The 19,960-nt window shown below is 65.9% G+C and carries 16 protein-coding genes; 3 read left to right on the forward strand and 13 right to left on the reverse strand.

Annotated features, from left to right (window positions below):
• The first annotated feature begins 20 nt into the window (after positions 1-20).
• The 3 genes from addB to trxA all read left to right on the forward strand — a co-directional run bounded on the left by addB (position 21) and on the right by trxA (position 7,060).
• Positions 21-3,167: a double-strand break repair protein AddB gene (gene addB / locus JQ635_RS18500; protein ID WP_211411266.1), complete on the forward strand. Its 3,147-nt coding sequence runs from the start codon at positions 21-23 to the stop codon at positions 3,165-3,167.
• Positions 3,161-6,670, forward strand: a complete 3,510-nt coding sequence (addA, locus tag JQ635_RS18505; RefSeq protein ID WP_211411267.1) for a double-strand break repair helicase AddA — start codon at positions 3,161-3,163, stop codon at positions 6,668-6,670. Before addB ends, addA begins: the two co-directional genes overlap by 7 nt.
• Positions 6,671-6,739: 69 nt before the next feature.
• Entirely contained in the window at positions 6,740-7,060 is a 321-nt protein-coding gene (trxA, locus tag JQ635_RS18510; RefSeq protein WP_007598398.1) for a thioredoxin, read from the forward strand.
• 69 nt (positions 7,061-7,129) lie between these two features.
• Here the strand turns inward: trxA and JQ635_RS18515 are convergent, their stop codons facing one another.
• From JQ635_RS18515 to aroA, 13 genes are all read right to left on the reverse strand, one after another.
• Positions 7,130-7,558, reverse strand: coding sequence for an SRPBCC family protein (locus tag JQ635_RS18515; protein ID WP_211411268.1), 429 nt, complete (start codon positions 7,556-7,558; stop codon positions 7,130-7,132).
• Between the two features lie 87 nt (positions 7,559-7,645).
• The gene (locus JQ635_RS18520; protein ID WP_211411269.1) at positions 7,646-8,386 is read right to left on the reverse strand and encodes a metallophosphoesterase family protein; all 741 of its coding nucleotides are present in this window, start codon (positions 8,384-8,386) and stop codon (positions 7,646-7,648) included.
• Between the two features lie 29 nt (positions 8,387-8,415).
• A complete protein-coding gene (locus JQ635_RS18525; RefSeq protein ID WP_211411270.1) occupies positions 8,416-9,759 on the reverse strand; it encodes a bifunctional folylpolyglutamate synthase/dihydrofolate synthase in 1,344 nt (447 codons plus the stop codon).
• A complete protein-coding gene (gene accD, locus JQ635_RS18530; protein WP_211411271.1) occupies positions 9,756-10,697 on the reverse strand; it encodes an acetyl-CoA carboxylase, carboxyltransferase subunit beta in 942 nt (313 codons plus the stop codon). The genes JQ635_RS18525 and accD overlap by 4 nt, the downstream gene beginning before the upstream one ends.
• Before the next feature lie 110 nt (positions 10,698-10,807).
• Positions 10,808-11,644 (reverse strand): tryptophan synthase subunit alpha, encoded by an 837-nt coding sequence (gene trpA, locus JQ635_RS18535; RefSeq protein ID WP_211411272.1) that lies wholly within the window; start codon positions 11,642-11,644, stop codon positions 10,808-10,810.
• Complete coding sequence (gene trpB / locus JQ635_RS18540) at positions 11,641-12,855, reverse strand: tryptophan synthase subunit beta (RefSeq protein ID WP_211411273.1); 1,215 nt, start codon at positions 12,853-12,855, stop codon at positions 11,641-11,643. Before trpB ends, trpA begins: the two co-directional genes overlap by 4 nt.
• Positions 12,852-13,523 (reverse strand): phosphoribosylanthranilate isomerase, encoded by a 672-nt coding sequence (locus JQ635_RS18545; RefSeq protein ID WP_211411274.1) that lies wholly within the window; start codon positions 13,521-13,523, stop codon positions 12,852-12,854. The genes trpB and JQ635_RS18545 overlap by 4 nt, the downstream gene beginning before the upstream one ends.
• 65 nt (positions 13,524-13,588) lie before the next feature.
• Complete coding sequence (locus JQ635_RS18550) at positions 13,589-13,981, reverse strand: lipopolysaccharide assembly protein LapA domain-containing protein (protein ID WP_211411275.1); 393 nt, start codon at positions 13,979-13,981, stop codon at positions 13,589-13,591.
• Between the two features lie 71 nt (positions 13,982-14,052).
• Positions 14,053-14,358, reverse strand: coding sequence for an integration host factor subunit beta (locus JQ635_RS18555; RefSeq protein ID WP_008539997.1), 306 nt, complete (start codon positions 14,356-14,358; stop codon positions 14,053-14,055).
• Between the two features lie 171 nt (positions 14,359-14,529).
• Positions 14,530-15,510, reverse strand: coding sequence for a signal peptide peptidase SppA (sppA, locus tag JQ635_RS18560; protein WP_211411276.1), 981 nt, complete (start codon positions 15,508-15,510; stop codon positions 14,530-14,532).
• A 381-nt stretch (positions 15,511-15,891) separates the two neighbouring features.
• Positions 15,892-17,598 carry a 30S ribosomal protein S1 gene (gene rpsA / locus JQ635_RS18565; protein WP_027576919.1) on the reverse strand — a complete coding sequence of 569 codons (1,707 nt, stop codon included), beginning with the start codon at positions 17,596-17,598 and terminating at the stop codon, positions 15,892-15,894.
• A 268-nt stretch (positions 17,599-17,866) separates the two neighbouring features.
• The gene (cmk, locus tag JQ635_RS18570) at positions 17,867-18,505 is read right to left on the reverse strand and encodes a (d)CMP kinase (RefSeq protein WP_211411277.1); all 639 of its coding nucleotides are present in this window, start codon (positions 18,503-18,505) and stop codon (positions 17,867-17,869) included.
• On the reverse strand, positions 18,502-19,899 hold the full coding sequence (gene aroA, locus JQ635_RS18575; protein ID WP_433996568.1) for a 3-phosphoshikimate 1-carboxyvinyltransferase: 1,398 nt from the start codon (positions 19,897-19,899) through the stop codon (positions 18,502-18,504). The genes cmk and aroA overlap by 4 nt, the downstream gene beginning before the upstream one ends.
• Positions 19,900-19,960 lie beyond the last annotated feature (61 nt).

Below are 19,960 nucleotides of genomic sequence, written 5' to 3' on the forward strand. Positions count from 1 at the left end.
ATCCCCGAATCAGGCAGCCCATGCGTGTTTTCAGCGTTCCCATCTCAGTTCCGTTCCTGCGCACGGTCGTCACGGCCCTGCTCGACGGCCGGCTGGTCGAGGGATTCGAGGCCCGCAAGGAACCGGCGCGGCTGGCCGACGCCACGCTGTATTTGCCGACAAGGCGCGCGATGCGCGTCGTCCGCGAGATCTTCCTCGACGAAATGAAAGCGGACGCGGTGGTGCTGCCGCGCATCGTCGCGCTCGGCGACATCGACGAGGACGAGCTCGCTTTTGCCGACGAGGGCGAGCAGTTTTCCAGCGCGACGCCGCTGGACATTCCGCCGCGGCTCGGCGAGCTCGAGCGGCGGCTGACGCTGGCGCAGCTCGTCGCGGCCTGGGCCAAGGGCCCGGTGCTGGCGCCGCTGGTGGTCGGTGGCCCTGCCTCAACGCTGGCTCTCGCCGGCGACCTCGCGCGCCTGATCGACGACATGGTCACGCGTGGCGTCGACTGGAGCGCGCTCGACGGCCTCGTGCCTGACAACCTCGACCGCTACTGGCAGCACTCGCTCGAATTCCTGCGCATCGCGCGCATCGCCTGGCCCGCTCATCTCGCCGAGATCAAGCGCATCGAGCCTGCGGCGCGACGCGACCAACTGATCGAAGCGGAAGCCAAACGCCTGACCGCGCATCAGCATGGCCCCGTGATCGCGGCCGGCTCGACCGGCTCGATGCCGGCGACCGCAAAATTCCTGCGCGCGGTCGCTTCACTGCCGCATGGTGCCGTCGTGCTGCCGGGCCTCGACACCGATCTCGACGACGACGCCTGGCGAACCATCGGCGGCGTTCGCGACTCGCTCGGCAAGTTCGCAGAGCACCCGGCCTCGAACCATCCGCAATATGCCATGCACGCGCTGCTCGATCGCTTCGGCATCAAGCGCAGCGACGTCGAGATTTTGCAGCCGCCGGCAGAAGACGGTCGCGATCTGCTCGCCTCCGAATCGATGCGGCCCTCTGCCAAGACGGAAGTCTGGCACGACCGGCTGAAGCAGCCGGATGTCGCCGCGAAGATCACCGGTGGCATGAAGAATCTCGCGGTCGTCGAGGCTCCCAATCCCGAGATGGAAGCGCTCGCGATCGCCATCGTAATGCGCGAGGCGCGTCATCTCGACAAAACGGCGGCGCTGGTGACGCCTGACCGCGCCCTGGCACGGCGGGTGATGGCCGCGTTGACGCGCTGGGATCTCGATTTCGACGATTCCGGCGGCGACGTCCTGATGGAAACCTCCGCCGGCGTCTTTGCGCGGCTTGTGGCGGAAGCGGCGACCAAGGGCCTGGAGCCGCCGACGCTGTTGGCGATGCTGAAGCATCCGCTGTGCCCGCTCGGTCGCACGCCCGGCGCATGGAAGGCGGCGATCGAAGACCTCGAACTCGCGGTCCTGCGCGGCACACGTCCGCCGGCGGGCACGGCCGGCCTGTTGCGCGAATTCAACCGTTTTCGCGACGAGCTTGCAAAGCTGTGGCGCGGCGAAGTCTCTGCGCTTCATAGGGCAGAAACCCGCGCGCGTCTGAACGCCGAGGATCTCGATCGCATCCAGGCGCTGATCGATGCCTTGCAGAAGGCGCTGGCGCCGATCGAGAGCCTGCCGCCGCCGAAGCCCTATGACTTCGCCGAGCTCGCGCACCGGCACCGCGAGATCATGATCGAGCTGTCGCGCGACGAGCTGGGCATTCCGCTCGCTTTCGAGGACCGCGAAGGCCTCGCGCTTGCCGGCGCCTTCGACGATCTCCTGCGCGGCGGCACGACCAGCGGATTGATGGTGCAGCTGCCCGACTACGCGGACGTTTTCCAGACCGCCTTCGGCGACCGCGCCGTGCGGCGTCGCGACAGGCCGGGCGCGCGGCTGCAAATCTACGGTCCACTGGAATCGCGCCTGATGCAGGCCGATCGCGTCATCGTCGGCGGCCTGATCGAGGGCGTCTGGCCGCCGGCGCCGCGCATCGATCCCTGGCTCAGCCGGCCGATGCGGCACGAGCTCGGGCTCGATCTGCCGGAGCGGCGTATCGGCCTCTCCGCGCACGACTTTGCGCAGCTGCTCGGCGGCGACGAGGTGATCCTCACCCACTCGGCCAAGGCTGGCGGCGCGCCGGCGGTGGCATCACGCTTCCTGCATCGGCTGGAAGCGGTGGCGGGCGACGAGCTCTGGAAGGCGGCCATTCGTGCCGGCGAAAAATACGTGCAGTTCGCAGGCGCGCTGGACCAGCCCGACGAGGTCAGGCCGATCCAGCAGCCGGAGCCGCGGCCGCCGCGCGCGACGCGGCCGCTGAAAATGTCCGTGACCGCGATCGAGGACTGGCTGCGCGATCCCTACACGATCTACGCAAAATACATCCTGCGGCTGGATGCGCTCGATCCCGTCGACATGCCGTTGTCGGCCGCCGACCGCGGCTCGGCGATTCACGAAGCTATCGGCGAATTCACGGAAATCTATGCCACGCGGTTGCCCGCCGATCCCGCGCGCGTGCTGCGCGCGATCGGCGAGAAGCATTTTGCGCCGCTGATGGAACGCCCCGAGGCGCGCGCGCTGTGGTGGCCGCGCTTCCAGCGCATCGCACGATGGTTCGGCGAATGGGAAACCGTGCGGCGCGAGGCGATCGAGGCGATCAATGCGGAGACGCGCGGAGAGATTTCGATCCAGCTCGATCCCGCGCGCAGCTTCCGCCTCTCCGCCCGCGCCGACCGCATCGAGCGGCGCCAGGGCGGCGGCTACGCCATCCTCGACTACAAGACCGGCCAGCCCCCGACTGGCAAACAGGTCCGCATGGGCCTGTCGCCGCAACTGACGCTGGAAGCGGCGATCCTGCGCGAGGGCGGTTTCCCTGACATCGATGCCGGCGCATCCGTGAGCCAGCTCGTCTATGTCCGCCTCAGCGGCAACAATCCGCCGGGCGAGGAGCGCATCCTCGAGCTCAAGTACAAGCAGGGCGACGAGCCGCAGCCGCCGGATACGGCCGCCGCGGAGGCGCGGGCCAAGCTGGAGGCGCTGATCCGGGCCTTCGAGGACGAGAATCAGCCCTACACTTCGCTGAACCTGCCAATGTGGACGAACCGCTACGGCACCTATGACGACCTCGCCCGCATCAAGGAATGGTCGGCGGCCGGCGGCTTGGGGATCGAGGAATGGTGAAGCTGCCGCGTCCCATCCCCGACGAGGTGCGCGCGCGGCAGGCGCGTGCGTCCGATCCGACCGCGTCGGCCTTCGTGTCGGCCAATGCCGGCTCGGGCAAGACGCATGTGCTGGTGCAACGCGTGATCCGCCTGTTGCTGTCGGGCGTGCCGCCGGAAAAGATCCTCTGCATCACCTTCACCAAGGCGGCCGCCGCCAACATGGCCGAGCGCGTGTTCACGACGCTCGGTCACTGGGTGACGCTGGATGATGCCGGGCTCGATGCGGCGATCCGCGCCGTCGGCATCCCGCATCCGGATCGAAAACTGCGCCGCGACGCGCGAAAGCTGTTCGCCTGCGCGCTGGAGACGCCGGGCGGCTTGAAGGTGCAGACCATCCACGCGCTGTGCACGCGCCTGCTCCAGCAATTCCCGTTCGAGGCCAACGTGCCCGCGCGCTTCTCGGTCATCGACGAGCGCGACCAGACCGACATGATGGAGCGTGCCAATCTGAAGGTGCTGCTGGAGGCCGCGCGCGATCCTGACAGTGTCACCGGCCGTGCGCTGCTGACGGCGATGGCGAGTGCCGCCGACGTCACCTTCAAGGAGGTCGTGCGCGAAGCCTGCCTCAGCCGCGATCATTTCATGGCCTGGACCGACGAGGCCGGCAACGCGGAAGCGGCCGCGGCGCAGATGGCCGCGGTGCTGGGCGTTGATGGGAACGACCGCATCGAGGACGTCGAGACCGAGATCCTCGACGGTCCGTTTCTGCCACGCTCGCGCTGGGACGATATCGCCTTTGCACTGGAGGACGGCAGCAAGTCGGACAACGACCAGGCGGGCCGGCTCCGCGAAGCCAAGATGTTTTCCGGCAGCGCGCAGGTCGATGCCTATCTCTGCGTCTTCCTCACCGACGACAAGCTGCCGCGCAAGGCGGTGCTGACCAAAAAGTTCGGCGAGCACAACCCATCCGTATCCCGCCTGTTCGAAGCCGAGGTGCAGCGCCTCGCCGGATTGATCGAGAAGCGCCGCGCAGTGGTCATGCGCGACCGCACGGCCGCTCTCTTGCACATCGCGACCGCGGCTGCAGCGAACTACCGGCGCGAGAAGCAGGAGCGCGGGCTACTCGACTACGACGATCTCATCGACAAGACGCTGGCGATGCTGAACCGCGTCTCCTCGGGCTGGGTGCATTACAAGCTCGACCGCGGCGTTGACCACGTGCTGATCGACGAGGCCCAGGACACCAGCCCCCGGCAATGGGACATCGTCGCGCACATCATCTCCGAGTTCACTGCAGGCGAAGGCGCGCGCGAAGGGCTCAACCGCACGGTGTTCGCGGTCGGCGACGAGAAGCAATCGATCTTCTCGTTCCAGGGCGCTGACCCACACGAATTCGACAAGCGCAAGCGGGAGCTTGACCGCAAGTTCAAATCTGCCGGCCTGAAGTTCGATCCGGTTGCCTTCACTTATTCGTTCCGTTCGGGTGCCGCGATCCTTCATTCGGTCGACCACGTCTTCCGCGAACCCCAGATCTACAAGAGCATCCATTCGATCGATATCGGCCATCCCCTGCACAACGCGCTCGCCGATGCCGGCCCCAGCGTGATCGAGCTGTGGGACCTGGCTGAAGCCGACGACAGGCAGGACATCGAGGGCTGGCGCGCGCCGTTCGACGGCGTCGCGGTCACCAGCCCCGAGGTCAAGCTCGCGCGCCGCATCCAGGCCGAGATCAAGCGGCTGGTCGAGAGCGGGGCGCTGACGGGGCACGAGGGCGAGCGCCGTCCGCTACGCTATGGCGACATGCTGATCCTGGTGCGCCGGCGCGGCAACGCGTTCGACGCGGTGATCCAGGCGCTGAAGCACGCCGGCATCCCCGTCGCCGGCGCCGACCGGCTCAAGCTCACTGAGCACATCGGCATCATCGACCTGATGAACCTTGCCGACGCGCTGCTGCTGCCGCAGGACGACCTCGCGCTCGCGGTCGCGCTGAAGAGCCCGCTGTTCGGACTCGATGACGACGATTTGTTCCAGCTCGCCTGGGATCGCAAGGGCTCGCTGCGCCGCGCGCTTGGCGAGCATGCATCGACAAGCGCCAAATTCGCCACGGCGTTGCGGCGCCTGGAAGCCTGCGAGATCCGCGCCCGCGAGGAGACGCCGTTCGCCTTCTACGCCTGGCTGCTTGGCGGCGACGGCGGCCGTGCGCGCATCCTGCGCCGACTCGGCCATGAGGCCAACGACGCGCTCGACGAATTCCTCGAGCTTGCGCTGAACTACGAGCGCAAGGCGCCGGCCTCGCTGCAGGGTTTTATGGCCTGGCTGCGCTCGGCCGACACCGAGGTGAAGCGCGACATGGAGATCTCGCGCGACGAGGTGCGGGTGATGACCGTGCACGGCGCCAAGGGTCTGGAAGCGTCCGTCGTGTTCATGGTCGACACCACGTCGTCGCCGGCGGACTCGCAGCGGCTGCGGTTGATCCAGGTGCCGCGCGGCAATGGCGGCGAGGTCGTGGTCTGGGCCGGGCGCAAGGCCGACGATCCCAAACCCGTCGCTGATGCGCGCAAGGCGATGATCGAGGAGACCGAGGACGAATACCGCCGCCTGCTCTATGTCGCGATGACGCGCGCGGCCGACCGGCTGATCGTCGGCGGCTGCATGCCCGGGAACATGAGGACGGTGCGCAAGCTGAGCTGGTACGATCTCATCGACACCGGTCTCGCCGGCTCCGGCCTCGACAAGCAGACGATCGAGACGCCGCTCGGCAAGGTCACCCGATTCGCCCGTCCCGACGATGTCGCGGCGTTGGGCACGCCGGCGACATCCGTGGACCAGACCATCGCGCTGCCGGACTGGCTACGGACACCGGCGCCGCGCGAGACCGTCGACGACGATGCCGTGCGCCCGTCCGGCCAGCCGGCCGAGGAGGGCCGCAGCGTGCGGTCGGGCGAATCAGTGCAGTCGCGTGCGCTGGCGCTGCAGCGCGGCACGCTGGTGCACCGCCTCCTGCAATCCCTGCCCGACATCGCCGCCGAGCGCCGGCGCGAGGCCGCGCTCGGCTTCATGGCGCGCAACGCCTCGGACTGGCCGGAGGCCGACCGCATTGCGCTGGCCGACAAGGTGCTCGCCCTGACCACGGAGCCGCGTTTTGCCCCGGTCTTTGCCGCCGGCAGCCGGGCGGAGGTCGCCATTGTAGGTAAGTTCGACCGGCCGGGGCGGTCGCCGGCGCTGGTGTCGGGGCAGATCGACCGGCTGGTCGTGCGTCCGGATGAGGTCCTGATCGTCGATTTCAAGACCAATCAGGCCACGCCGAAGAGCGCCACTGATGCGCCCGCCGCCTATGTTCGGCAGCTTGCGCTGTACCGGGCGGTGCTGGCGCAGCTTTATCCCCAAAAGCCCATCCGGGCCGTGCTGCTCTGGACCGAGGCCCTTGAATATATGGAGATTTCGGCCCCCGCGCTGGACGCGGCGCTGGCATCCCTTCATCTCGGTGTGAGCGTCCTTGACCCGGCAAGGAGCCGTTCATAGGTTCACCCCATGATCCCGGGCGCGATTCCACGTCGCGCCGATTCTCTTTCAACCGAGTGAGGTACTCCCATGGCCGTTGGCAAGGTTTCTGACACCGATTTCGAAGCCGAAGTGCTCAAGGCGAACGGCCCTGTCGTCGTCGATTTCTGGGCCGAGTGGTGCGGCCCATGCCGCATGATCGCCCCCGCTCTCGACGAGATCGCCGGCGCGATGGGCGACAAGGTCAAGATCGTGAAGCTCAACGTCGACGAGAGCCCGAAGACCGCGTCGAAGTATGGCGTGATGTCGATCCCGACCCTGATGATCTTCAAGGGCGGCGAGATGGCCTCCCGCCAGGTCGGCGCGGCGCCGAAGGCGAAGCTTCAGCAGTGGATCACGTCGGCGGTCTGATCCGCGACGCGACGATTTTTTCCAAACGGCCGGCGTCATGCCGGCCGTTTTGCTTTTTGCCGGCGGCGATCATGCCGATCTCGCTTCGGCGAGTTTGACGAGACTGGCCAGAACATCGGGAAAGTCCGACGCGACGGCCGGACCGATTTCGGCCGCTTGCGGGCCTTTGGCGTCGACGGCATAGACGATGCGCGTGAGCGCCGGTCCGAGCGGCTCGATGCGATGGGCGACCTTGATGACGAGATCGCCGACCCGCGTCTCGTCGACGAAGCACACGTTCTCGCCGACCTCGATCAGTTGCGAGCGCAGCGTCTCCTCGCCGGGAGGCTTCATCGTGAACCAGGTGCCGGCCGCAAATGGCCCGTCGATGTCGATCTGCTCGATACCTGCGTTCCAGTTTTTCCAACCGGGCACATCGCGAAAGATACTCCAGATCGTCTCTGCGGTTGCAGACGTCTCGATCGCATATTCGCTTCGCCAGACCTGTCCGTCGTCCATTGCGCGCTCCCTCTTCGATACTCACGCTCATAACAAGCGCATTTATCACGAAGTCAAACCCGCAAGCCTCGACGGAGCAAAGCGGCGCTACTTGATCCAGCCTGACGCCAGCGCGTTCGCCAGCTCCGGCTGGTTGTTGCGCCGTGCCAGCGCGGCCATCGCCTCGTGATCATAGGCTACGTGACGAAACGTCACCTGCCACCCGCCAACTGTTGGCTCAAGAATCGCATAGCGCGCATCTGGCGTGCCGGCTTCGACGACGTGCGGGAACGGATGCTTGTCGCGATAGCCGGGGCTGCCGACGCTGCCGGGATTAACGATCAGCCTTCCGTCGCGAAGCCGCACCGCGCGGGCGAGATGGGTGTGGGCGCAGAGAATCAGCGATTGGGTGATGCCTTGCGCGAACTGCTCGATGCGGTCGAGCGGCGATAGCGCGACGGTACCGTCGGGGTGCACGGTATCGAGCCAATAGATCTCGTCATTCCCAGGCGTTGCATGGCAGAGGAAAACCTGCTCGCGGAACACGCGCGTCATCGGCTGGGTGCGCAGCCAGTCGAGCTGCGCGGCATTGAGCTGCGCATGCGCGGGACGGTCCCACGAACCCATCTTCTCCGGGGGCCGGTCGAGCAGATAGCGGTCGTGATTGCCGAGCACATGCACGGCATCGAGCCGCATCAGGATTTCGACGGTGCGGCGCGCATCAAGCGGGCCGCTCAGCATGTCGCCGAGATTGACGATGTCGGTGATGCCCTGTGCGCGGATATCGGCGAGCACTGCCTCCAGCGCAAGGTAGTTTCCATGGACGTCGGCGATCGCGGCAAAACGCATTGGCATTTCCTGTCGGGGCTACGCAACCTCTATGCAGGAGGCGTGCCGTTGAGGCCCAGCACGTGACCTGCAAGATAAAGCGAGCCGGTTATCAGGATGCGCGGCGGCACCTCGTAAGCCAGCTTCGACAGCGTTCGCAGCGCGGCCTCGATGCCGGGCGCGATCTCGATGCGCATGCCGAGGCTGCGCGCGGCATCCGCAAGGCGGTCGGCTGGCATCGCGTTCTCGGTGTCGGGGATCGGCACCGCGATGATGTGGCGGGTAAGACCGGCGAAATTGGCGAGGAACGCTTGCGCATCCTTGTTGGCCATCATGCCCGCGATCACCACCAGCGGCCGCGACACCCGCTCCTCGAGATCGCCGAGCGCGGCCGCCGCGACTCGCCCGCCTTCGGCATTGTGGCCGCCATCGAGCCAGATCTCCGAGCCCTGCGGTCCCCACGAGAGCAGCTTGCCCGCGGTGATGCGCTGCATCCGCGCCGGCCATTCGGCGCCGACGATGCCGGCCTCGAAGGCTGCGTGGTTGACCTTGAAGGTCGGAATCGCCCGCAGCGTCGCAATCGCAAGGCCGGCATTGTCGAACTGGTGGCGGCCGAACAGGCGCGGCGCGGCGAGATCCATCAGGCCGCGGTCGTCGGAGTAAACCAGCCGCCCGTGCTCGACATTGACGTGCCAGCTCTCGTTGGCGGCAAACAGCGGCGCGCGCATGCGCTTGGCCTGCGCCTCGATCACGGCCATCGCCTCCGGCAACTGCTCGGCGCAAATCGCGGGCACGCCGCGCTTGATGATCGCAGCCTTCTCGCCGGCGATCGAGGCCAGGGTGGGCCCAAGGAAATCCATGTGGTCCATGCTGACCGGCGTGATCACGCAGGCCGCAGGCGTGTCGATCACATTGGTCGAATCGAGCCGGCCGCCGAGGCCGACTTCGAGCAGCACGGCGTCGGCCGGATTCTGCGCGAACAGATGAAACGCCGCAGCGGTCTTCAACTCGAACACGGTCGCGGCTTCGCCGGCATTGACGCGCTCGACCTCCTCCAGCGCGGCGCGCAATTCATCGTCGCCGACCAGCACGCCGCCGCCGACGCGGCCGAGCCTAAAACATTCGTTGATGCGGACCAGATAGGGCGAGGTGTAGGTGTGCACGCGCAGGCCTGCCGCCTCCAGCGTCGCGCGCAGATAGGCGACCGTCGAGCCCTTGCCGTTGGTGCCGGCAATGTGGATCACCGGCGGCAGCTTGCGTTCGGGGTGGCCGAGCCGCTCGAGCAGGCGGTGCATCCGCTCGAGCCCGAGATCAATGCGCTTCTGATGCAGGGCCGACAACCGCCCGATCAATTCACCGAGCGGCGTCTTTGCACTGTCAGAGGAGGCGTTCACGCGTGCGGCGCGGCCGGCGCCGTCTCGGCGGCCGATACGATCTGCGCCGGGCTCGTCACCGGCTGCGCCGGCTTCGATGCGCCTTCCTGCGCCGGCGCCTTGGTCAGCAGGCGGCAGAGTCGCGCCAGGGTCGGGCGCAGATCGTGGCGATGCACGACCATGTCGACCATGCCGTGCTCCTTGAGATATTCGGCGCGCTGGAAGCCCTCGGGCAGCTTCTCGCGGATGGTCTGCTCGATCACGCGCGCGCCGGCAAAGCCGATCAGCGCGCCGGGCTCGGCGATCTGCACGTCGCCCAGCATCGCGTAGGACGCGGTGACGCCGCCGGTGGTCGGGTTGGTCAGGACGACGATGTAGGGCAGCTTTGCCTCACGCAGCATCTGCACCGCCACGGTGGTGCGCGGCATCTGCATCAGCGACAAAATGCCTTCCTGCATGCGCGCACCGCCGCTAGCGGCGAACACGATGAAGGGCGACTTCTTCTCGACTGCGAGCTCCAACCCGCGCACGATGGCTTCGCCCGCGGCCATGCCGAGCGAGCCGCCCATGAAATCGAAATCCTGCACGGCGACGACGGCGGCGGCGCCTTCGAGCTTGCCGTAGCCGACCTTGATCGCGTCGTTCAGATTGGTGCGCGCCCGGGCATCCTTGATGCGGTCGACATATTTCTTCTCGTCGCGGAACTTGAGCGGGTCCGCCGTCACGTCGGGCAGCGCGACATCGAACCAGGTCTCGTTGTCGAAGATCGACTTCAGACGCGCCACCGCGCCCATGCGCATGTGGTAATTCGAGCCGGGGATGACGAACTGGTTGGCCTCGACGTCCTTGTAGAACACGAGCTGTCCGGAATCCGGGCACTTGATCCACAGATTCTCCGGCGTCTCCCGCCGCAGCATGTTGCGGATCTTCGGCCGGACCACATTGGTAAGCCAGTTCATGGTTTGCTCCGATGTGCGATCCCGCTGGGGATCACCTGAAGGAATATATGGCGGCCGGGCCCCTGCCCGGCAAGCCGCCGTGTCGTCCGCCCCAGAAGCGGAATTTTGGCCTATTCGGCCGCTTGTTTCGCGCCCTTGACGCCCTGGGCCAGGGCCGCCGTCAGCTCCGCGACGGCGTTAACGGTTTTGGCGGTTGCCCGCCCTTCCGCATCGAGGCTGTTCTTGAGCGCGTCGACCAGCGCGGTACCGACCACCGAACCATCGGCCTTCTCGGCAATGGCGCGCGCCGCCTCCGGCGTGCGGATGCCAAAACCGACGCAGATCGGCAGCTTGGTATGCCGCTTGATACGCGCGACAGCTTCGCCAACGGCATTGGCGTCCGCCGCCGCTGCACCAGTGATGCCGGCGATGGAGACGTAATAGACAAAGCCTGATGTGTTCGCGAGCACCGCGGGCAGGCGCTTGTCGTCGGTGGTCGGGGTCGCGAGGCGAATGAAGTTCAGGCCCGCCTTCAGCGCGGGAATGCAGAGCTCGTCGTCTTCCTCCGGCGGCAAATCGACGATGATCAGGCCGTCAACGCCGGCCGTCTTCGCATCAGCCAGAAACTTGTCGACGCCGTAAATGTAGATCGGATTGTAATAGCCCATCAGCACCAGCGGCGTGACGTTGTCGTCCTTGCGGAAGTCGCGCACCAGTTCCAGCGTCTTCTTCAAGGTCATGCCGGCCTTAAGCGCGCGCAGACCTGCGGCCTGAATCGAGGGACCATCCGCCATCGGATCGGTGAAGGGAATGCCGAGTTCGATGACGTCGGCGCCTGCCTTGGGCAGCGCCTTGACGATATTGAGCGACGTCGTGAGATCGGGATCGCCGGCCATCACATAGGTGACGAAGGCCGAGCGGCCTTGCTTCTTCAGCTCGGCAAAACGGGTGTCGATACGCGTGGTCACTTCTTGCCCCTCAGGATGTCGCCGACCTGCGGGACATCCTTGTCACCGCGGCCGGAGAGATTGACGACCATCAGGTGGTCTTTTGGCCGCTTCGGTGCGAGCTCCATCACCTTGGCGATGGCATGCGCGGGCTCGAGCGCGGGGATGATGCCTTCGAGCTTCGACAGCAGCTGGAACGCGGCGAGCGCCTCGTCGTCGGTCGCGGAGAGATAATTGACGCGGCCGACCTCATGCAGCCAGGAATGCTCGGGGCCGATGCCGGGATAGTCGAGGCCGGCCGAGATCGAATGCGCGTCCTGGATCTGGCCGTCGGCGTCCATCAAGAGATAGGTGCGGTTGCCATGCAGCACGCCGGGACGGCCGCCTGCGATCGAGGCCGCATGCAGCTGCGTGAGGCCATGGCCGGCGGCTTCGACGCCGAAGATTTCGACGGAGGGATCATCGAGGAACGGATGGAACAGGCCCATCGCGTTCGAGCCGCCGCCGATGCAGGCGACCAGCGAATCCGGCAGGCGTCCCTCGATCTCCTGCATCTGCGCCTTGGTCTCGTTGCCGATGATCGACTGGAAGTCACGCACCAGCGTCGGATAGGGATGCGGGCCCGCGACCGTGCCGATGCAATAGAACGTGTTGTGCACGTTGGTGACCCAGTCGCGCAGCGCCTCGTTCATGGCGTCCTTCAGCGTGCGCGTGCCCGACTGCACCGGGACCACCGTTGCGCCCAGCATCTCCATGCGGATCACGTTGGGCTGCTGCCGCTCGACGTCGACGGCGCCCATATAGACCACGCATTCGAGGCCAAAGCGCGCGCACAACGTCGCGGTGGCAACGCCATGCTGGCCCGCGCCGGTCTCGGCGATGATGCGCTTCTTGCCCATGCGCCGCGCCAGCATGATCTGGCCGAGCACGTTGTTCACCTTGTGCGAGCCGGTGTGGTTGAGCTCTTCGCGCTTGAGGTAGATTTTTGCGCCGCCGAGATGCTCGGTCAGGCGTTCGGCGAAATAGAGCGGCGAGGGCCGGCCGACATAGTTCTTGAGATAGCCGTTCATCTCGGCCTGGAAGGCCGGATCGGCCTTGGCCGCGGTGTAAGCCTTCTCCAGATCGAGGATCAGCGGCATCAAGGTTTCGGCGACGAAGCGGCCGCCGAAGATGCCGAAATGGCCGCGCTCGTCGGGGCCGCTGCGATAGGAATTGGGTTTGGCGATGTTCATCGAACGCTCAACTCTTGACTTGCATCTTGGGTGGCGCGCGCGGCGCGAATGAAGGCCTTGATCATCTCGGGGTCCTTGACGCCGGGGGCGCTCTCGACACCCGAGGAGACGTCGACGCCGCCGGCGCCGGTGACGCGGAGGGCTTCCGCAACGTTACCGGCGTCCAGCCCGCCCGAGACCATGTAGGGCAGTTTCAGATCGAGGTTTTCGAGCAGGTGCCAATCGAACGGTGCACCCAGGCCGCCGGGCCGCGTCGCATCCTTCGGCGCGCGCGCGTCGAACAGGATGCGGTCGGCGACCGCGGCATAGCCGGGCAGCACGGCAAGATCGGCCTTTGTTGCGACCGGCACGGCCTTCATCACCGGGCGGCTAAACCTCTGCTTGATGTCGCGCAGCCGGGCAACGCTCTCCTTGCCGTGGAGCTGGAAAATGTCCGGCGACAGCGCGTCCATGATGTTGTCGAGCGTGGCGTCGTCGGCATCGACCGTCAGCGCCACTTTAAGCGCGCGCTGCTTCACCTGGCGGCCGAGGTCCCGGCCAAGCTCCAGAGAGAGATGGCGGGGCGACGGCGGAAAGAACACGAACCCCACCATGTCGGCGCCCGTATCGAGCGCCGTTTCGAGCGTCTCGCGCGTGGACAGGCCGCAGATTTTGACGAGCAGGGACATGGTCTCAAAGCGGGTAGCGGCCGCAACGTGCGGCCGGAAAACGGGGTTTTCGGTCGGGGCCGCTTCTACAACGTCGCGCGCTGCTTGTCTCGCCCGATGGGCCCGTAAAGGCCGACCCCGGCGGGAACGGGGAGGCGCTGCTGATCGGGCCTTGCCGCGGTCACCTGGGCCCGCAGATCGGCCAGTTCGCCCCTCGCAGCCCGGGCATCGGCCTCGTGCCGGCGCGCCGCCCGCCGCCAGCGCCGCTGCCCGAACCAGACCGCACAGCCGCCCGCCACGACGCCCAAGGCGGCCACCAGGATCAGGAGCAGGAACAGCGGCATTGTGAGCGACAGGGCCGGATCGTTCGCCATGAAGGGATCGAAGGAGACCGTGACGAAATGCCGGTTGGCCACCGCAAAGGTCGCCAGAATCAGGCCCAGCGGAATCACGATCAGCGCGGTCAGGAACTTTCGCATCTCGCTTCGCTCGCCTTGAATCAAGCTTCCGGCCGCATCCTGAGCGACCGCGAAAAACCCTGGCGCCGGCCTCAGTCCGCCGCGCCGGGATCCGGATGGTCGCGGTTCAACCGCTCGCGCATTTCCTTGCCGGTCTTGAAGAACGGAACGCTCTTCTGATCGACGGGCACATGGGCGCCGGTGCGTGGATTGCGCCCGGCGCGCGCCGGACGATGCTTGACCGAGAAGGCACCGAAGCCGCGCAGCTCGACGCGGTCACCGCGTGCGAGGGCCGCTACGATCTCTTCGAGAATCGCATTCACAATGTTCTCGACATCCCGCTGGTACAGATGCGGGTTGTGCTCGGCGATACGCTGAACAAGTTCGGATTTGATCATCGAGAGATAGGACCCGGGAGCGTGCGGATGACCATTTCCGTGAAAATACCGTGATCTGTCAAGACGCTAAATCAAGGTTGAGCGTCGTGAAAGTGCGTGACAAATGCCGAAAAAGCGGGCTGTCCCGACACTCGCAGTGCGAGAAAAACTTCGGGAACTCGCTCGCCCCAGTCAGTTTGATGTGGCCGGCTGCCACAACGCCAGCATTCCATCCATTCCGAGGCGGTCGACCGCCTGCGCGACCCCGGTTTGTCCGATTTGATGCGCGATCGAGCCAAAACCAAGCGCTTCCAGCGTCACGACGGCCGCGGTCTTGAGGAACGGCAGGTCGCCAAAGCGCGGCTGGAGCTTGTAATCGCGAACCGAAAGCCCCTTCTTGACACCCTTCTGCTCGACCAGCCAAGTCACCGCCGTCTTCTCGTCGCCGATCTGATCGATCAGCTTGAGATCGATTGCCTGGCGTCCGGTGAAGACGCGGCCGTCAGCTACTTTCTCGAGCTGTGCGTCATCCATGCCACGCCGTTCCTTCACCAGTCCCTTGAACCAGGCGTAGGAGTCTTTCACGAGCGCATCGAGCGCCGCGCGCGCTTCGGGACTTGTCGGCTCGAATCCGTTGGGCGCCGCCTTCAGCGGCGAGGACTTCACCTCCTCGACCTTGACGCCGATGGTCTTCAAGAGCTCGGTGACGTTGGGATACTGGAATAGAACGCCGATCGAGCCGACCAGCGAGCTCTGCTGGGCGACGATGTGGTCGCTCGCGATCGCCGTGATGTAGCCGCCCGAGGCAGCCAGGCCTTCGACCACGACGACGAGAGGCTTCTTCGCCTTCAGCCGCACGAGCGAGTCATAGAGCTGCTCGGAGCCGGCGGTGGTGCCGCCCGGCGAGTTGATGTGAACGATGACGGCGGCGGCCTGCGAATTCTCCAGCCGCTCCAGCGCCTGCGTGCGATCGGAATCGCTGCGGATCAGTCCCTCGATCTGGACCCGCGCGATCGAGCCGGCGGCCGCGAACGTGCCGCGCGCACCGGGTGTCGCGATCAGCGCAAAGCTCGCAATCGCCGCGATCGCGATCAGCGCGGCCATGACGCGCCAGAACGTCAGCTTGCGGCGGATCCTGCGGCGATCGACGATGATGTCCGAATCGAGCGACATCGGAATATCTCCAAATGAAAGGCCAGAGGCGTTGTGCCGTCACAAGTTAAGCATTGGCTTGTCTGGATACATCAATTGCGGTGCAATTTGAAGAAATGAAGGCTTGGCAGGTGGAGGCCGAGCCCCTGTCACACGCTCCTCGTCATCCCGGACAAGCGCAGCGAAGCGGAGCGCTGATCCGGGATCCATACCCACAGGATTGAGTTTGGCGAAGACTTGGAGTTACCAGCCCGCGCCCAAACCGCTCCCTGTGGTTATGGGTCCCGGATCTACGCGCGCTTAGAGCGCGCTTGTCCGGGACGACAGCGGAGTTCGTGGAGGCCGCAACAAAAAAGCCCCGGCTCGCGCCGGGGCTTCGATGCAGCAAAACGAACGTTTCGCTTACTTGTTGTCGCGGTTCTTGAGCGCGGTGCCGAGGATGTCGCCGAGCGTCGCACCCGAATCCGAGGAGCCGTACTGCGCGATGGCTTCCTTCTCTTCGGCGACTTCGAGCGCCTTGATCGACACCTGGACCTTGCGGGCCTTCTTGTCGAACTGGATCACGCGGGCATCGACCTTCTCGCCGACGGCGAAGCGTTCGGCGCGCTGGTCGTTGCGGTCACGGGCGAGCTCCGAGCGCTTGATGAAGGTGGTGAAGTCGGTACCGGCGATCTTCACCTCGATACCGCTCTCCTTCACTTCGAGCACTTCGCAGGTCACGACCGCGCCCTTCTTGACATCGCCCGGCTCGGCGAAGGGGTCGCCTTCGAGCTGCTTGATGCCGAGCGAGATACGCTCCTTCTCGACGTCCACATCGAGCACCACGGCCTTCACCATGTCGCCCTTCTTGTAGTTGTCGATCACCTGCTCGCCCGGAAGCTTCCAGTCGAGGTCGGAGAGGTGGACCATGCCGTCGACGTCGCCCTCGAGACCCAGGAACAGACCGAACTCGGTCTTGTTCTTGACCTCGCCCTCGACCACCGAACCGGTCGGGTGACCTTCGACGAAGACCTCCCAGGGGTTGCGCATGGTCTGCTTGAGGCCGAGCGAGATGCGGCGCTTGACGGAATCGACTTCCAGCACCTGCACGTCGACTTCCTGCGAGGTCGACACGATCTTGCCGGGGTGCATGTTCTTCTTGGTCCACGACATCTCGGAGACGTGGATCAGGCCTTCGATGCCCGGCTCGAGCTCGACGAACGCACCGTAGTCGGTGATGTTGGTGACGCGGCCGGTGAAGCGGGCACCCAGCGGGTACTTGGCTTCGATGCCCTGCCACGGATCGTCCAGCAGCTGCTTCATGCCCAGCGAGATGCGGTGCGTCTCGTGGTTGATCTTGATGATCTTGACCTTCACGGTCTGGCCGATCGAGAGCACCTCGGTCGGGTGGTTGACGCGGCGCCACGCGATGTCGGTGACGTGCAGCAGGCCGTCGATGCCACCGAGGTCAACGAACGCACCGTAGTCGGTGATGTTCTTGACCACGCCGTCGATGACCTGACCCTCTTCGAGGTTCTGCACCAGCTCCTGACGCTGCTCGGCGCGGGTCTCTTCGAGAACCGTGCGGCGGGAGACGACGATGTTGCCGCGGCGGCGGTCCATCTTGAGGATCTGGAACGGCTGCGAGTTGTTCATCAGCGGCGCAACGTCGCGGATCGGACGGATGTCGACCTGCGAGCGCGGCAGGAAGGCCACGGCACCGTCGAGGTCGACGGTGAAGCCGCCCTTGACCTGGTTGAAGATGACGCCGTTGACCTTCTCGTTGTTCTGGAAGGCCTTCTCGAGCTTGCCCCAGCTCTCTTCGCGGCGCGCCTTGTCGCGCGACAGCACGGCTTCGCCGAGGGCGTTCTCGATGCGATCGAGGAACACTTCCACCTCGTCGCCGACCTTGAGGTCGCTGTCACGGCCGGGGCCGGAAAATTCGCGAAGGGCAACGCGGCCCTCGGTCTTCAGGCCGACGTCGATGACGGCCATGTCCTTTTCAATTGCAACCACCTTGCCCTTGACGACGGAGCTTTCCTGCAGGTTGCCACCTGCGAAGGACTCGTCGAGCATCGCGGCGAAATCGTCACGCGACGGGCTATAGGTATCAGCAGAAGTCGAAGCCATTTGTTCTCCAGTTGCGGAAGTCTTGCCGGCCGTTGGGTTCATGGGCGCATCGCACACGCAGTGTCGGAAGGTCCGCAAAACCTTCGAGCGACCGCTCGCTGCTCCGGCCTAAAAGGCGGAACAGCGGAAGCGGGCCGGCTGAGGCCCGCGCGTTCGATACGTGAAAATCTTATGTCCGGTGCCTGGATCGCGCCGGTCCCAAAACAGGGACCGAGAGTATCGACCTCAAAGAGCGGGAGCGGGCGCTTCCTCCAGTGACGGCAGCGGCTTAACCCCGCGACCGGCCCGCTCGGACGGCCTCGATAATGTCGATGGCGGCCCGGACGCCGCCTTCTATATCCAGTTGGGAGTTATCTAGCAAGTAAGCATCCGGGGCCGGTTTTAAGGGCGCAATCGGCCGGTTCTTGTCGCGTTCGTCGCGCCGGATGATGTCGGCGAGCACGGCGGCCTCATCGGCCTCCTCGCCCCTGGCCTTGGCCTCCATGGTGCGGCGGCGCGCGCGAACCTTGGGGTCGGCGACAACGAAGATCTTCACGTCGGCATGGGGACAGATCACGGTTCCAATATCCCGGCCGTCAAGCACGGCGCCGGGCGGATCGGCGGCGAATTGCCGCTGAAAATTGACCAGGACCTCACGAACCCTGGGGATCGCCGAGACGATCGAGGCGCCCTCGCCGGCCTCCTGGGTCTTCAGGGCGGGATTGCCGAACTTTTCGGGATCGAGCTCCAAGGCGGCCTGCACCGCGGCCGCCTCGTCCCGGAGATCAAGACCGGACTGCATCAGGGCATAGGCCACCGCGCGGTAGATCACGCCGGTATCGAGATGACGATAACCGTAATGGTGGGCGAGACGCTTGCCGAGCGTCCCCTTGCCCGAGGCCGCGGGCCCGTCGATGGCGATAATCATGAAAACTCGGCCCCTAGCGAACGCATCATCGGAATGAAGTCCGGGAAACTGGTGGCGATGAAGGCGGTGTCGTCGACGGTCACGGGCTGGTCGGAGGCGCAGCCCATCACCAGCGCCGACATCGCGATGCGATGGTCCATGTGGGTGGCGACGGTGCCGCCACCGGGAACATGGCCGCGGCCCTCGACGATCAGATCGTCGCCGGAGACCTCGACCTTGACGCCGTTGACGCGCAGCATGGCGGCGGTGGCCTCCAGGCGATCGGATTCCTTGACGCGCAGCTCCTGCAGGCCGCGCATGATGGTGGTGCCTTCGGCGAAAGACGCCGCCACCGCCAGCACCAGATATTCGTCGATCATCGAGGGCGCGCGCTCGGGCGGCACTTCGACGCCGCGCAGCTTTGACGCACGCACGCGCAATTGCGCCATCGGCTCGCCGGCATCGCCCCGCACTTCGCTCTCCTCGATGAAGGCGCCCATTTCACGCAGCGTGGTGAACAGGCCGGTGCGCAGCGGATTGGTCATGACGTCGGACAGCATAACGTCGGAGCCCTCGACGATCAGCGCCGCAACGATCGGGAACGCAGCCGATGAGGGATCGGCGGGCACCACGACATTGGCGCCATGCAGCTCTGGCTGGCCGACCAGCGTGATGCGGCGGCCGTGCTGACCTTCCTGCACCGAGGTGATGTCCGCGCCAAAATGCTTCAGCATCAGCTCGGTGTGGTCGCGGCTGGCCTCGGTCTCGATCACGGTGGTCGTGCCCGGCGCGGCGAGGCCCGCGAGCAGCACGGCCGATTTGATCTGGGCCGAGGCGACTGGGGTCTTGTAGGTGATCGGCAGCGGATCGCGCGCTCCCTGGAGGGTCAGCGGCAGACGCCCGCCCTCGCCGCCGGAGACGACCTTCGCACCCATCTTTTCGAGCGGATCGAGGATCCGGCGCATGGGGCGGCTGCGCAGCGAGGCGTCGCCGTCGAACACCGCCGAGATCGGGCAGCCGGCAACGGCGCCCATGACCAGCCGGCAGCCGGTGCCGGAATTGCCGAAATCCAGCGCCGCCTTGGGCTGGGCGAAGCCGCCGACACCCACTCCGTTCACCTTCCAGGCGAACTCACCGGTGCGCTCGACCCTGGCGCCCAGCGCCTGCATCGACTTGGCGGTATTGAGGACGTCCTCACCCTCCAGCAGGCCGGAAATCCTGGTCTCGCCGACCGCAAGCGCGCCCAGGATGAGGGCGCGATGGGAGATCGACTTGTCCCCGGGCACCCGTACTTTCCCGGTCAGGGGACCGCTGGCGCGAGACTGGAGCGGTCTCGGTTGGTCGGAATGGGTCAAGATTGTGTCCTTGGATAGGCCCTTGGATGCATCCTTGGGGCTGGCGCGCAGGTACCACATGGTCTGCGCCCCGTCACGGGCATGTCTTTCTCCCGTAATGCGCTATTGACAGCGGGCCGCC

It is taken from the genome of Bradyrhizobium iriomotense (assembly GCF_018130765.1).
GTDB classification, from domain to species: Bacteria; Pseudomonadota; Alphaproteobacteria; order Rhizobiales; family Xanthobacteraceae; genus Bradyrhizobium; species Bradyrhizobium iriomotense_A.

Bases quoted from the DNA above. Each gene is read 5' to 3' on its own strand.
- addB (WP_211411266.1), top strand. From the start codon at position 21: ATGCGTGTTTTCAGCGTTCCCATCTCAGTTCCGTTCCTGCGCACGGTC.
- addA (WP_211411267.1), top strand. From the start codon at position 3,161: ATGGTGAAGCTGCCGCGTCCCATCCCCGACGAGGTGCGCGCGCGGCAG.
- trxA (WP_007598398.1), top strand. From the start codon at position 6,740: ATGGCCGTTGGCAAGGTTTCTGACACCGATTTCGAAGCCGAAGTGCTC.
- JQ635_RS18515 (WP_211411268.1), bottom strand. From the start codon at position 7,558: ATGGACGACGGACAGGTCTGGCGAAGCGAATATGCGATCGAGACGTCT.
- JQ635_RS18520 (WP_211411269.1), bottom strand. From the start codon at position 8,386: ATGCGTTTTGCCGCGATCGCCGACGTCCATGGAAACTACCTTGCGCTG.
- accD (WP_211411271.1), bottom strand. From the start codon at position 10,697: ATGAACTGGCTTACCAATGTGGTCCGGCCGAAGATCCGCAACATGCTG.
- trpB (WP_211411273.1), bottom strand. From the start codon at position 12,855: ATGAACATCGCCAAACCCAATTCCTATCGCAGCGGCCCCGACGAGCGC.
- JQ635_RS18545 (WP_211411274.1), bottom strand. From the start codon at position 13,523: ATGTCCCTGCTCGTCAAAATCTGCGGCCTGTCCACGCGCGAGACGCTC.
- JQ635_RS18550 (WP_211411275.1), bottom strand. From the start codon at position 13,981: ATGCGAAAGTTCCTGACCGCGCTGATCGTGATTCCGCTGGGCCTGATT.
- JQ635_RS18555 (WP_008539997.1), bottom strand. From the start codon at position 14,358: ATGATCAAATCCGAACTTGTTCAGCGTATCGCCGAGCACAACCCGCAT.
- sppA (WP_211411276.1), bottom strand. From the start codon at position 15,510: ATGTCGCTCGATTCGGACATCATCGTCGATCGCCGCAGGATCCGCCGC.
- rpsA (WP_027576919.1), bottom strand. From the start codon at position 17,598: ATGGCTTCGACTTCTGCTGATACCTATAGCCCGTCGCGTGACGATTTC.
- cmk (WP_211411277.1), bottom strand. From the start codon at position 18,505: ATGATTATCGCCATCGACGGGCCCGCGGCCTCGGGCAAGGGGACGCTC.
- aroA (WP_433996568.1), bottom strand. From the start codon at position 19,899: ATGTGGTACCTGCGCGCCAGCCCCAAGGATGCATCCAAGGGCCTATCC.